The organism is Bacteroides pyogenes (assembly GCF_014196225.1).
GTDB classification, from domain to species: Bacteria; Bacteroidota; Bacteroidia; order Bacteroidales; family Bacteroidaceae; genus Bacteroides; species Bacteroides pyogenes_A.
Genome location: NZ_JACIDI010000013.1, coordinates 41,989 through 54,515, shown reverse-complemented (window position 1 = coordinate 54,515; position 12,527 = coordinate 41,989). Strand labels below are relative to the sequence as shown.

Here is a 12,527-nt window from a genome sequence, read left to right as displayed (position 1 = left end):
GCTGGCTTATTTTTCGGTTTTTATGAGACGTTCTTTTTCTTCTTTCTCTTCTTTTTTTTCTTCGGGCTCAAGGGGTATCTTGTAGTTTCCGGTTTGCTTCAACTTTTGCAGCAAATTGTAGATGTTAAGACATGCCCAGGCGTCGACGGCAGCGTATTGTTTCTGACTGTCGCTCAACACGTCGGCTTCCCAGTTCGACAGCCGTTGTGATTTGGATATCTTTTCTTTGAATAAAATAGCGTAGATTTTTTGCAGACTTTTATCCTGTATTCCGAATGAACGCACATAATCCTGCAGATCTATGCAGCTTTGCTGGCAAAACGGCGCCCGCTTGTGCAACATCATAAAGTCGTCTTTGAGCGAAAGGCCTACTTTAATGATTTCCGGATTCTCCAGCAAGTCGATCAGGGGTTGAGACAAACCGATCATGTTGAGGCGAAACAGAAAGCAACACTCCTCGGAGGAGACTTGAAGAAGGGCCACTTTGTGCGACTGCCCCTTTTTAAAGCATGGGCGTGTTTCGCTGTCGATGCCCAGAACCGGTTTTGTCTGCAGAAAATTTACTGCCTTTTCGAGTTCCGCTTCCGACTGAATAACATGGATTCGTCCCGGAAAAACAGCTTTCGGCAGTTCTTTAACCTTATCTTTATTGATTGTTTTCTCTACTATCATGTATACTTTACTCTTCAATCTTGACAGTGGCAGTCACCGTCGTAACAATGATCTTCTTCTGTCTGACCGTACTTTGCGTCGTGAAGCGCCCGCAACGTGTTGACAAGCTTCTGTCCCCACAACATGCCGAAGTTTTCTTGGCAAATGGCCAAAGAATCGTTCATTGTTTCATTTAACCCTAATTGAAATACAAAAATGAAATCTTTGATGTCCTGATAGATGTCCGCCAAATCTTCCGATACGGATTTTTTGATAGGCTGATCGCTGTATACCATGTCTTCAACAAAAACATCGAGATAATCGTCCTTTTCTCCCATCAGTTCCGCCAAGTTCAGGCGGAGCACTTCGTATATTTCTTCCGTCACATACGATTCGGGAGTTTCATCACCTATTGCCTCGACTGTTGGAAGCATGGAAGCCTTAAGATAGAGCAGAGGCAGAATTTTAAGTGACGTGTCGATAAAAGTGCTTTGCTTCATTTCGCCGACACGCTCGAGGAATGCGCAAAATTCTGCGGCTACGGTAACGAATTCAATCACATTCTTGTCAAATATCGTTTGGCTCTCTTTTTCCATAATCAGCTTTGTTTTGAATTGCAAAGGTAACAAAAAAGGATTGAATGAGCGCAGCGCTCCGTATTTTTTTATTATTTTTGCTGCTTAATTAGATAGCAAAGTGCATTAAAGATAAAACAGAATATACTCATGGCAAAAAAGAAATCAGATAAAGAGGTGGACAAGAACGCCTCTTACTCCGGTAATAAAGTAGGGAATGCGTTGAAGAATGAAACCGCGCATTTTGTCATCGGACTGCTACTGGTCATTTTTTCGGTCTATCTGCTATTGGCGTTTTCTTCTTTCTTCTTTACCGGCGCCGCCGACCAAAGCATTATCGACAGCGAAAATCCTGCCGACCTGTCGGTGGTCGACAATCATGTGAAGAATTATGCGGGTTCGCGGGGAGCACAGCTGGCAAGCTATCTCATTAATGGCTGCTTCGGCATCTCTTCCTTTTTTATTCTTGTGTTTTTGGCAGTGGCCGGACTAAAACTTATGAAAGTGCGTAACGTACGTTTGTGGAAATGGTTTGTCGGGTGTTCGCTTTTATTAATCTGGTTTTCCGTTTTCTTCGGATTCGCTTTTATGGATCATTATCAGGACTCTTTCATTTATCTCGGTGGAATGCATGGATATAATGTAAGCCGGTGGCTGATTTCGCAGGTGGGAGTTCCCGGTGTGTGGATGCTTTTGCTGGTGACAGCCATTTGTTTCTTTATTTATCTCAGCAGGCGAACGATCATCTGGCTTCGCAAATTGTTCGGGTTGAGTTTCCTCAGGCGGAAACGGAAAGAACATCCTGTTCCGGAGCATGAAGAGACTCATGAGTTTACAACCTCTCAGCCGAAAGAAGTGGAATTTGATTTGAAGCACAATGCGGCGAAACCGTCTGCTCCTGCAATTGATATGCAAGTGGTTGGCGAAAACGATAAGCATACGAATACCGATAATCTCCGGTTGAAAGGAGATATTCCGGAACCTTCGAATGGAAACGGTATTCCCATGACTATCGGACAAGTGCCGACCGAAGCAGATTTCGCAGCAGCTCAGGAAGAACGGTTCGACGAAGCCGAACCCGGATTTGAGGTTGAAAGCGCCGCTGAAGAAGAAGAGTATCGCGGACCGGAACAGGAACCTTATAATCCGACCAAAGATTTGGAAAACTATCGTTTCCCGACTGTCGACTTGATGAAGCATTTTGATAATGACGAACCAACCATTGACATGGAAGAGCAAAATGCGAATAAGGACAGAATCATCAATACGTTGCGGAGCTTCGGCATCGAGATCAGTACCATTAAAGCAACCGTAGGGCCTACGGTGACCTTATATGAGATAACTCCGGAGCAGGGAGTGCGTATTTCTAAAATCAGGGGACTCGAAGATGATATCGCATTGAGTCTTTCGGCGGACGGAATCCGCATCATCGCTCCCATACCGGGAAAAGGAACAATCGGTATCGAGGTGCCGAACAAAAATCCGAAGATCGTTTCGGGACAAAGCGTGATTGGCAGCAAGAAGTTTCAGGAATCCAAGTTTGAACTGCCGGTTGTTCTCGGAAAAACAATCACGAACGAGGTTTTCATGTTCGATCTCTGTAAAATGCCTCACGTGCTGGTGGCGGGAGCGACGGGACAAGGTAAATCCGTGGGGCTGAATGCCATTATCACTTCTCTGCTTTACAAGAAGCATCCTGCCGAGCTGAAGTTTGTGCTGGTCGACCCCAAGAAGGTAGAGTTCAGCATCTATTCGGTGATTGAGAATCATTTCCTTGCCAAACTGCCCGATGAGGGAGAACCTATCATTACGGATGTGACCAAAGTGGTGCAGACGTTGAATTCGGTTTGTGTGGAAATGGATACCCGCTATGACCTGCTGAAAATGGCTCATGTACGTAATATCAGAGAATACAACGAGAAGTTCATCAATCGCCGTCTGAATCCGGAAAAAGGACATAAATTCATGCCGTACATCGTTGTCGTAATCGATGAGTTCGGCGACTTGATCATGACTGCCGGCAAGGAGGTGGAACTTCCGATTGCGCGCATCGCTCAATTGGCCCGTGCGGTGGGTATTCACATGATTATTGCCACCCAGCGTCCGACCACGAATATCATTACAGGAACCATTAAGGCGAATTTCCCCGCCCGTATTGCTTTCCGTGTATCCGCCATGATGGACTCCCGCACCATTCTCGACCGTCCCGGTGCCAACCGGCTGATAGGTAAAGGCGATATGCTTTTCTTGCAAGGAGCCGATCCGGTGCGTGTGCAATGTGCTTTTATCGATACGCCGGAAGTGGAGGAGATTACCAGATACATCGCTCGTCAGCAAGGATATCCCACTGCTTTCTTTCTGCCTGAATATGTGAATGAAGAGAGCGGAGGCGAACCGGGTGATGTCGATATGGGACGCCTCGATCCGTTGTTCGAAGATGCCGCCCGCTTGGTGGTTATTCACCAGCAAGGGTCTACCTCATTAATCCAGCGTAAATTCTCGATCGGGTACAACCGTGCAGGAAGAATTATGGACCAATTAGAGAGAGCCGGCATTGTCGGTCCGGCACAAGGCAGTAAAGCCCGTGATGTGATGTGCGTGGATGACAATGACTTGGAAATGCGTTTGAACAATTTACAATAACAGTCCGTTTATTCAAAAATGAGAAAATATATCTTTAGTATTATAGTAGCTTTATTGTCTTTACCTGTGGCTGCCCAGCAACGGCAGCCGCAGGCTAAAACTGTTTTGGACAATGCGGCGGAAGCCTTTCGCAAAGCGGGAGGAGTTCAGGCCGAATTTGCGGTTAAGACGTATAACAATGGGCAATTGGAGAGTTTTTCCGATGGCTTGATTCGGTTGAAAGGCGAGAAATTTCTGCTGAAAACTTCGGAAGCGACAACTTGGTTCGACGGAACAACGCAATGGAGCTATATGGACGGCAGCGATGAAGTGAATATCAGTAACCCTACGCAGGAAGAACTTCAGAGTATAAATCCGTACGCTTTATTATATAGTTACCGGAAAGGCTTCTCTTATGCTTTGGGGAAAGTTGCCGATTTTCATGGGAAGCCGGTTTTTGAAGTAATTCTGACGGCAACAGACCGGAAACAGAGTTTTTCGCGTATCGTTCTTTACGTAGCCCGGAATACTTATCAGCCGGTTTTTATTTCGCTTCAGCAGCCGGGAGCAAAAAACCGTTCCGAAATAACGGTTACCGCCTATCAAACCGGCAAGAAATATGCCGATACCGATTTCGTGTTCGACAAAAAGAAGTTTCCGAAAGCAGAAATCATTGATTTGAGATAGGGCCGTCCTGTTCGGGCTTTTGTGCTTGGATGGGCGTATGATGGAAAGTAAATATAAAAAAGAAATAACGTGATGGAAATAGAAAAAGTAAAGTGTTTGATTATCGGATCCGGACCGGCCGGTTACACTGCGGCGATTTATGCGGGACGCGCCAACCTGAATCCCGTGCTTTATGAAGGATTGCAACCGGGAGGCCAGTTGACAACGACCACAGATGTGGAGAATTTCCCCGGATATCCGGAAGGAATCAGCGGTCCGCAACTGATGGAAGACCTTCGCTCGCAGGCGGCTCGCTTCGGAGCGGATATCCGTTTCGGCGTAGCTACCGCTTCAGACTTGAGCAAGGCTCCTTATAAAGTAACCATCGATGAGGAGAAAGTGATCGAAACCGATACGCTTATCATCTCTACCGGCGCGACAGCCAAATATTTGGGCCTGGATGACGAGAAGAAATATGCGGGCATGGGTGTGAGCGCTTGTGCTACTTGCGACGGGTTCTTCTATCGTAAGAAAGTGGTTGCGGTAGTGGGCGGCGGTGATACGGCTTGCGAAGAAGCCATTTATCTGGCAGGTTTGGCCTCTAAAGTTTATCTGATTGTTCGCAAACCTTATTTGCGGGCTTCAAAGATTATGCAGGAACGTGTGATGGCTCATGAAAAGATCGAAATTCTTTTCGAACACAATGCCGTAGGTCTGTTCGGCGATGGAGGAGTGGAAGGCGTCAAGCTGGTGAAACGTTTGGGCGAGTCTGACGAAGAACGTTATGAATTGCCGATAGACGGCTTCTTCCTGGCAATAGGGCATAAGCCCAATTCGGATATATTCAAAGAATACCTCGATACCGACGAGGTGGGTTACATTCTTACGGAAGGAAACACACCGCGTACAAAGGTTCCGGGAGTTTTTGCGGCAGGCGATGTAGCCGACTCCCATTATCGTCAGGCAATTACTGCGGCAGGCAGCGGATGTAAGGCTGCGATTGAAGCCGAGCGCTATTTATCGGAAAAAGGGCTTCTTTAAGAAGAAACGCCGTAAGGCATAACGCCGATTGCTGTGAGTTACAGTTTGCTTGCTACAAACAGGCGATGTTTTAAGATTGAAGCAGTAAGCCTGCACCCGCTTGGTGAATGTATGATTGCAGTAAGCAGGGCGGTGTTTGGGATTGAAGCAGTAAGCCTGCACCCGCTTGGTGAATGTATGATTGCAGTAAGCAGGGCGGTGTTTAAGATTGAAGCAGTAAGCCTGCACCCGTTTGGTGAATGTATGATTGCAGTAAGCAGAGCGGTGTTTGGAATTGAAGCAGTAAGCCTGCACCTGTTTGGTGAATGTATGATGCAGTAAGCAAGGCGATGTTTGGAATTGAAGCATCAGGCCTGTGCCCGCTTGGTGGATGTATGATGCAGTAAGCAGGTCGGTGTTTGGATTTGAAGCAGTAAGCCTGTACCCGCTTGGTGAATGTATGATGCAGTAAGCAGGTCGATGTTTGGATTTGAAGCAGTAACCCCATGGCAATTCGATGAAGATAGAGTGTAATAAAGGCGGCGGTGCTTGAGAAAAAAGCCCGCCGCCTTTTTTTTCAAAGCCCGCCGTGTTTGGTTTCAAAGCCCGCCGCCTTTTTTTCAAAGCCCGCCGTGTTTGGTTTCAAAGCCCGCCGCCTTTTTTTTAAAGCCCGCGGGCTTTTTTTCAGAGGCGGCGGGCTTTTTTTCTCTTGCCCAACAGCTTGTTTTTTACGGACTCCCCGAAGCGTCCGAAACGCTTCTATGGCCGTTTTCCTACTGTGTGCCTCATTTAATATTCTGCCGTATCTTAGCCAGATATTTCTTCATACCTTCGGCATCTTTGTTGGTGATGATTTCCAATAGCCGCTTCAGCTCCAAACGAATATTCTCCACTTGTCCCGGTGTGCGGGGATTGAATAAAATCTCCTGCAGCAGATAATCGTCTTCGCTCATCAGCCCTTTGGCAATAGCCATGTGCTTTTTGAAAGTAGTTCCCGGCGCTTCCTGATGTTTCATCACGGCGGCAAACACCAAAGTGGAGACGAACGGGATGGAGAGCGAGTAGGCTACAGTCCGGTCGTGCTCGTCGAATGTGTATTCGAAGATGTTTAAGCGCAGGGTCTGATAGAGGTCTTTAAAGAAAATCTTGCCCAAGTGGTCGCCTTCGCTGATGATAATGGCGTTCTCATTGCCCAGATTGCTTAAGCTGGCGAAGGTGGGGCCGAACATGGGGTGAGTGGAAACATAACGAAAGCCGCTCTCTTCGTAAAACTTCTTCAGTCCGTTTTTCACGGAGGCGATGTCACTGATGATGCAGTCTTTGGGCAACACGGGAAGCACTGTGCGAAAGGCGTCCAGCGTGTACTTCACCGTGGCGGCGTTGATGACCAGCTCCGGCTCGAAATCCCTGATTTCTTCCAGTGTGGTGAACCGGTAGGTGTTGTAAACAAAGCGCAGTTGATGCGGATTGACGTCGAATACGGCCGTTTCGTGCCGGAAACTCAGTATGTCTGTAAAGAAGGAACCCATTTTCCCGGCTCCCAATATCAATATTCTCATATCTGTTGTTCAGTGTTTTACTAATGGATGCATCTGTTATTGGCCGTTGTTGATAATCTCCATCTGCTGGCGGACGGACTCCTCGTGAATGGCCTCGAATATACTCTTCATGAACTCGGCGTTCATTCCGCATTGTTCGCCCTGCGCTCCGCGCTTTTCGAGTATCTCGTTGTATCTTCCCGTTTGCAGCACGGTGATTCCGTGCTCCTTCTTGTATGTGCCTATCTCTCGTGCGATGCGCATTCTTTTGGCCAGCTCCTGAATGATGTTGTCGTCACATTCGTCTATCTGTTTGCGAAGTTCCGAGAGGTTTTCGGTAGACTGTGTTTCGGTGCGGATAACCAAGAGGTTGAGTATGTATTCGAGCACGTCGGGAGTCACCTGTTGTGCGGCATCGCTCCATGCTTCATCGGGGTTGCAGTGGCTTTCTACGATGAGCCCGTCGAAATTCAGGTCCATGGCTTGCTGGCAAAGCGGAGCTATTAGTTCGCGTTTCCCTCCGATATGGCTCGGATCGCAGAAGATGGGCAGCTCCGGAATGCGGCGGCGCAACTCGATAGGAATGTGCCATTGAGGCAGATTGCGGTATATCTTTTTATCGTAACTGCTGAATCCGCGGTGAATGGCTCCCAGACGTTTCAGCCCCGCGTTGTTGATTCGTTCCAATGCTCCGATCCAAAGTTCGAGATCAGGGTTTACGGGATTTTTTACGAATACGGGAATGTCGACGCCTTTTAAAGCGTCTGCTATTTCCTGAACGGCAAAGGGGTTGGCTGTGGTGCGCGCTCCCACCCAAAGCATATCTATTCCTGCTTTTAAACACTCGTATACGTGCTTGGCGGTCGCCACTTCGGTAGAGACATACATGCCTGTTTCTTTTTTGACCTCTTTCAACCAGACAAGTCCTTCGACTCCAATTCCCTCGAAACCACCCGGTTTGGTGCGAGGCTTCCATATTCCGGCGCGGAATATCTTTTGTCCTTTGGCAGCCAATTGCCTGGCTGTGTTCATCACTTGCTCTTCTGTCTCCGCACTGCACGGTCCGGCGATGACAATGGGCCTTTTTGCGTCGATGCCCGGTAATAGAATAGATTCCAGTTCCATATTTTTGTTTTTTTAGTTGACGAATGAATAAACCGACAAGCCGATACGCCTTCAGACCATGTAAGGCTGTAACCGAATCTTTGTCTCCAATATCTTACATCCGGCGGATTCGCCGGAGGGCTTCCTCCAGCTTCTCCTCCTTGCAGCAGAGTGAAATGCGTATATATCTGGCTCCGTTGCTTCCGAAGATGAACCCCGGAGTGATAAACACGCGGGCCTCGTGCAAAACCTTTTCGGTCAGTTCTTCCACATCGTGGCACGAGTCGGGGATTTTTCCCCATAGGAACATGCCGACTTGCTTTTCGTCGTACCTGCACCCCAATGCCTGCATAATTTCTCCGGCAAGGCGGCGGCGGTTGCGGTAACGGCTGTTGTTTCCTTCGTACCAGATGCGGTCGGACTCGAGGGCTGTCGCGGCAGCCAGTTGCATCGCACGGAACATTCCGCTGTCTATATTGCTTTTCACTTTCAGTATCCATTGCACAAAGGTTGCGTTCGATGCCAGCATACCGATGCGCCATCCGGGCATGTTGTGGCTTTTGCTCATGGAGTTGAACTCGATGCAGCACTCTTTGGCTCCCGGTACGCTGAGAATGCTGACGGGATTTTCGTTCAGGATAAAGCTGTATGGATTGTCGTTCACAATCACAATCCCCTTCCGGCGCGCGAAGCTTACCAAGCGTTCGTACAGCTCGGGCGTGGCATTCGTGCCGGTGGGCATGTTCGGATAGTTCGTCCACATCAGCTTCACACGGCTCAGATCCATTTGTTCCAGAGATTCGAAATCGGGCAACCACCCGTTCTCTTCTTTCAGGTCGTAATAAACCACTTCGGCGCCCAGCAGTTTGCTCAAGGAACTGTATGTGGGATAGCCGGGATTAGGTACCAATACCTGCTCGCCGGGGTTGACAAATGCCAGCGTGACGTGGAGGATACCTTCTTTCGAACCGATCAGCGGTTGAATCTCCGTAGCCGGATCTAAGTCTACTCCGTACCAGCGGCTGTACCAATCGGCAAAACCTTTGCGAAGTTCGGGAATGCCCGTGTAAGGCTGGTAGCCGTGCCCGGCAGGGTCGTGCGCATTTCTGCACAGCGTCTCTATCGCCCTCTCCGAAGGCGGCATGTCGGGGCTGCCGACGCCCAGGCTGATTACATCTTTCCCCTCCGCGTTCATTTGCGCCACTTCTTTCAGTTTTTTCGAGAAGTAGTATTCGCTCACGCCGTCCAACCGGCTCGCCGGAGCGATGTTATATGTTTGATTTTCCTTCTGCATATTCTCCTAAAATTTTAAGTTCTTTGGTTAATGGAGTAATTGCCGCAATGGCTTGTTTGTATCTCAGGTAATCGCCGAAAGCGATGTCCACATAAAATTGATATTCCCACTCCCGTCCGATGATGGGGAGAGACTGTATCTTGGTGAGGTTGATGTTGTAGAAAGAGAGGATGGAAAGAACCTGCGACAGGCTTCCTTCGGTGTGAGGCAGCATGAATACGATGCTTGCTTTGTCGGGCTTGGGGGTGCCATGCCCGCGAAGTTCGTCCGCCTGCCACGGGTCTGCCACGACAAGAAAGCGGGTGAAGTTGTGTTTGTTCGTTTCTATTCCCTCCTGAAGCACTTTCATTCCGTAGCGTTCCGCCGCTACTTTGGAGCAAATGGCCGCACGTCCTTTCAGGTTTTCGCGGCTGATGATTTCCGCGCTGCGGGCGGTGTCTTCACTCTCCACCACTTTCAGTTGCGGATGTCGGTTCAGAAACTCGCGGCATTGCATCAGAGCGATGGGGTGGGAGTTGACTTCCGTCAGGTCTTCCCAATCTTCATCGGGCAGGCAGACAAAGCTGTGCGAAATTCGCAGCTTATATTCGCCGATAATCTGCGTCCCGCTCTGTCGCAGCAACTCGTTGTTGTAGAGCAGGCTTCCGGCAATCGTGTTTTCGATGGCCAGCATCCCGATGGTCCGGCTGTCTTTGCGAACCGAAGCGAACACTTCTTCGAAAGTGGGACAACAGATAATTTCCAACTCTTCTCCTTCGAAGTAGTTGTGCGCCGCTATGTCGTGATAAGAACCGGTTGTTCCTTGAATGGCTATCTTTTTCATTGGTATACGATATGATATAAAAAAATCCCGCGTCCATAATCGGAGCGGGATTTATATGATTTATTCTTTCCTTTGGTCTTTAAGTATCACTGTCACTTGATACATACAAACTCCCGCTCTACTTTGTGATAAAAGTAAAAGTAAAAAAAGAAGTAATATGCATAAGTAAACGATTTCATCCGAATTTCAATTAGTGTTTCGATTTCTGAGGCAAAAGTAATAAAAAAACATTATATACAAGTAAAAAACAAAGTTTTTTTATTCTTTTCGGTTATTTAGAGTAAAAAAGGCAGATTGTGGAGGATTCGTAAGGGAAAGGAGCCTCGGAGCGCACCGGCGCTAGCTCCGTCATCGGTAAGGCGATGGTTCCGGGAACAGTGATGAGATAGCTTGAGATCGATGATGCCATGGCTCCGTGGCGGATGATGCGATGGTTCCGGGAACAGTGATGCGATAGCCTGAGATCGATGATACGATGGTTTTGTAATCGGGAAGAGATTGGATTCCGGTCTTGTTTTCAACATTCATGCTACTACCAAAGGTCTTTCGCCCGCTTCGGTGTTGTCGTCAGTCGGAACATCTTCACCTGCCGTAACGGTCGGTTCGTCTTTCGTCTGCTCCGGTGTTATCGTCAGTCGGGATCGGGTTTTGTATCCATTATTCTTTGGAGGTATCGTTCTCTTACTTTCGGATCTTCTGCGGGGTTGCCTATATCCACAATCTTATTCTCGCTGTTCACCAGAAAAGTTCGAAAAAGCGTGTCGGCAGGAAAACGGTTTAGCTTGTAGAACACATTGTCTTCATCTATGCAAACCGGAAAGTTGAATGCCGATTGCCGAAGTTTGGCAATCATTTGCTCCCTGTTTTCGGGATGGAGATAGAAAAGGCAAGTGATTCTTCCTTTCGCTGCCGGACGCAAAGCTTGCAGGAACGATTTCCATTCTTCGAGCCGTAACCGGTTTGAGGCGCATTGCAACGAGTCGATGTAGGTGACCACGGTATATTCGGTGCGCTTCAAGGAATATTTGCGTACGGAGTCGGCTTCGAACGATTCGAACACGCTGTCTGCCGGATAGTAGACGGTCTTCCCTGTCCATGCTTCCGTAAGCCGTGCTATCCGATGTTTGTCGGACTCCTTACATGAGAGCAGGAGTAGGGCGAAGATGAAGTAAAGAAGGCTTCTCATAAGGCACAGATTTATTTCTTGTTTCTTTGGATTACCAAGGTAGGGGAGACGTGTCTTCGCGTAAAGCGGGCAGGGCGCTTATTCAGAATATTCCCGGCAACGTTTCGGTGTTGGAGCCGATGTTTTTAAACTCTCCGCTCAACCGGGTCTCCTCCTTAGGACTCAGTTCCAATGATTTTTTCATATCTTCTACAGAACCTTCCTTGTCTCCGTTCAGCAGTTTGGCACGTCCGCGTTCTTTATACGCTTCGGCGGAGTCGGGATTCAGGTCGATGGCTTCGTCGAATACGCGGATGGCTTCGGCCGGATCCTTTCGGCTGATGAGCAACTGTCCGAGATAAAGGTATCCCTGTTCGTTGAAAGGATTCATTTCCGTAACCAGCCGGTAGTCCGCTTCGGCTTCCTGTTCCAATCCGGTCGCCTCTTTGAGTTTTCCGCGCAGGAGAATGGCCGATTCTTCTTCCGGATTTTGAGAAAGCACGGCATCGATATCTTCTTCCGCTTCTTTGTATTGATTCATTTGCAGCAATGATTCCGCGCGCATCAGCCGGGCTTCTGTAAAGTCGTCTTTTAAAACAATGGCTTTAGTCAGATGCCCGATAGCCATAAGGTCGTCGTTCTGACTTTTGCGGGCTTTCCCCAGAAGGAAGTGAGCGACTGCGTTCGCCTCTTCGATGCCGATTGCCCGGTTGGCTGCTTCTTCCATTCCCCGATAATCTTCCTGCATGTAGCAGACATTGGCGAGTGTAAGAAACGTATCCGCGAAATGAGGTTCCATTTTCCCCATCTTCTCGAGCAAAGTACGGGCTTTCTCCATTTCGCCCATCCCGATGTAAAGACGGCTGAGGTAACTCATCGTTTCGAACTCTTCTTCGATGGCAAGAGCTTCGGTAAAGCATTTCACTGCGTAATCGGGACGTCCCATGCGCTGAGCGCGCAAGCCGTCGAATTTGAATATCTCGAATTTCTTTCGGTCGTTCTTTTTCTTTTCACTTTCCGGAGTTTCCGACTTTCCGGAAAAGAAAGATTTAAAAAAGTTAGGCATGCT

Annotated in this window: 11 protein-coding genes and 2 pseudogenes; 5 read left to right on the top strand and 8 right to left on the bottom strand. The window is 48.3% G+C overall.

Annotation, left to right across the window (positions count from 1 at the left end; genetic code table 11):
* Positions 1 to 6: 6 nt before the first annotated feature.
* The gene (locus GGR07_RS09550; RefSeq protein ID WP_021646583.1) at positions 7 to 672 is read right to left on the bottom strand and encodes a 3'-5' exonuclease; all 666 of its coding nucleotides are present in this window, start codon (positions 670 to 672) and stop codon (positions 7 to 9) included.
* 14 nt (positions 673 to 686) lie between these two features.
* On the bottom strand, positions 687 to 1,247 hold the full coding sequence (locus GGR07_RS09545) for a DUF5063 domain-containing protein (protein ID WP_021646584.1): 561 nt from the start codon (positions 1,245 to 1,247) through the stop codon (positions 687 to 689).
* 129 nt (positions 1,248 to 1,376) lie between these two features.
* Here GGR07_RS09545 and GGR07_RS14180 point away from each other — a divergent pair.
* The 5 genes and pseudogenes from GGR07_RS14180 to GGR07_RS09525 form a co-directional block, all read left to right on the top strand.
* A pseudogene (locus GGR07_RS14180) lies at positions 1,377 to 2,100 on the top strand (DNA translocase FtsK 4TM domain-containing protein); the annotation flags it as partial.
* Positions 2,101 to 2,291: 191 nt separating this feature from the next.
* Positions 2,292 to 3,869, top strand: a pseudogene (locus tag GGR07_RS14175) (DNA translocase FtsK); the annotation flags it as partial.
* Between the two features lie 18 nt (positions 3,870 to 3,887).
* On the top strand, positions 3,888 to 4,535 hold the full coding sequence (locus GGR07_RS09535) for a LolA-like putative outer membrane lipoprotein chaperone (RefSeq protein WP_021646586.1): 648 nt from the start codon (positions 3,888 to 3,890) through the stop codon (positions 4,533 to 4,535).
* 72 nt (positions 4,536 to 4,607) lie between these two features.
* Positions 4,608 to 5,555, top strand: coding sequence for a thioredoxin-disulfide reductase (gene trxB, locus GGR07_RS09530; protein ID WP_021646587.1), 948 nt, complete (start codon positions 4,608 to 4,610; stop codon positions 5,553 to 5,555).
* Between the two features lie 33 nt (positions 5,556 to 5,588).
* Positions 5,589 to 5,876, top strand: a complete 288-nt coding sequence (locus GGR07_RS09525; RefSeq protein ID WP_183200496.1) for a hypothetical protein — start codon at positions 5,589 to 5,591, stop codon at positions 5,874 to 5,876.
* 443 nt (positions 5,877 to 6,319) lie between these two features.
* Here GGR07_RS09525 and GGR07_RS09520 read toward each other — a convergent pair whose 3' ends face one another.
* From GGR07_RS09520 to GGR07_RS09495, 6 genes are all read right to left on the bottom strand, one after another.
* On the bottom strand, positions 6,320 to 7,093 hold the full coding sequence (locus GGR07_RS09520) for a prephenate dehydrogenase/arogenate dehydrogenase family protein (protein WP_021646589.1): 774 nt from the start codon (positions 7,091 to 7,093) through the stop codon (positions 6,320 to 6,322).
* 36 nt (positions 7,094 to 7,129) lie between these two features.
* Positions 7,130 to 8,197, bottom strand: coding sequence for a bifunctional 3-deoxy-7-phosphoheptulonate synthase/chorismate mutase type II (locus GGR07_RS09515; RefSeq protein ID WP_021646590.1), 1,068 nt, complete (start codon positions 8,195 to 8,197; stop codon positions 7,130 to 7,132).
* A 94-nt stretch (positions 8,198 to 8,291) separates the two neighbouring features.
* On the bottom strand, positions 8,292 to 9,470 hold the full coding sequence (locus GGR07_RS09510) for a pyridoxal phosphate-dependent aminotransferase (RefSeq protein ID WP_021646591.1): 1,179 nt from the start codon (positions 9,468 to 9,470) through the stop codon (positions 8,292 to 8,294).
* Positions 9,445 to 10,293 (bottom strand): prephenate dehydratase, encoded by an 849-nt coding sequence (locus GGR07_RS09505; protein WP_021646592.1) that lies wholly within the window; start codon positions 10,291 to 10,293, stop codon positions 9,445 to 9,447. The genes GGR07_RS09510 and GGR07_RS09505 overlap by 26 nt, the downstream gene beginning before the upstream one ends.
* Before the next feature lie 631 nt (positions 10,294 to 10,924).
* Positions 10,925 to 11,479: a hypothetical protein gene (locus GGR07_RS09500; RefSeq protein WP_021646593.1), complete on the bottom strand. Its 555-nt coding sequence runs from the start codon at positions 11,477 to 11,479 to the stop codon at positions 10,925 to 10,927.
* Between the two features lie 82 nt (positions 11,480 to 11,561).
* A complete protein-coding gene (locus GGR07_RS09495) occupies positions 11,562 to 12,524 on the bottom strand; it encodes a tetratricopeptide repeat protein (RefSeq protein ID WP_021646594.1) in 963 nt (320 codons plus the stop codon).
* Positions 12,525 to 12,527: the final 3 nt, after the last annotated feature.

Excerpts from the sequence above, each read along its gene's own strand:
- GGR07_RS09545 (WP_021646584.1), bottom strand. The coding sequence starts at position 1,247 with ATGGAAAAAGAGAGCCAAACGATATTTGACAAGAATGTGATTGAATTC.
- GGR07_RS09515 (WP_021646590.1), bottom strand. The coding sequence starts at position 8,197 with ATGGAACTGGAATCTATTCTATTACCGGGCATCGACGCAAAAAGGCCC.
- GGR07_RS09520 (WP_021646589.1), bottom strand. The coding sequence starts at position 7,093 with ATGAGAATATTGATATTGGGAGCCGGGAAAATGGGTTCCTTCTTTACA.
- GGR07_RS09500 (WP_021646593.1), bottom strand. The coding sequence starts at position 11,479 with ATGAGAAGCCTTCTTTACTTCATCTTCGCCCTACTCCTGCTCTCATGT.
- GGR07_RS09495 (WP_021646594.1), bottom strand. The coding sequence starts at position 12,524 with ATGCCTAACTTTTTTAAATCTTTCTTTTCCGGAAAGTCGGAAACTCCG.
- GGR07_RS09535 (WP_021646586.1), top strand. The coding sequence starts at position 3,888 with ATGAGAAAATATATCTTTAGTATTATAGTAGCTTTATTGTCTTTACCT.
- trxB (WP_021646587.1), top strand. The coding sequence starts at position 4,608 with ATGGAAATAGAAAAAGTAAAGTGTTTGATTATCGGATCCGGACCGGCC.
- GGR07_RS09550 (WP_021646583.1), bottom strand. The coding sequence starts at position 672 with ATGATAGTAGAGAAAACAATCAATAAAGATAAGGTTAAAGAACTGCCG.
- GGR07_RS09505 (WP_021646592.1), bottom strand. The coding sequence starts at position 10,293 with ATGAAAAAGATAGCCATTCAAGGAACAACCGGTTCTTATCACGACATA.
- GGR07_RS09510 (WP_021646591.1), bottom strand. The coding sequence starts at position 9,470 with ATGCAGAAGGAAAATCAAACATATAACATCGCTCCGGCGAGCCGGTTG.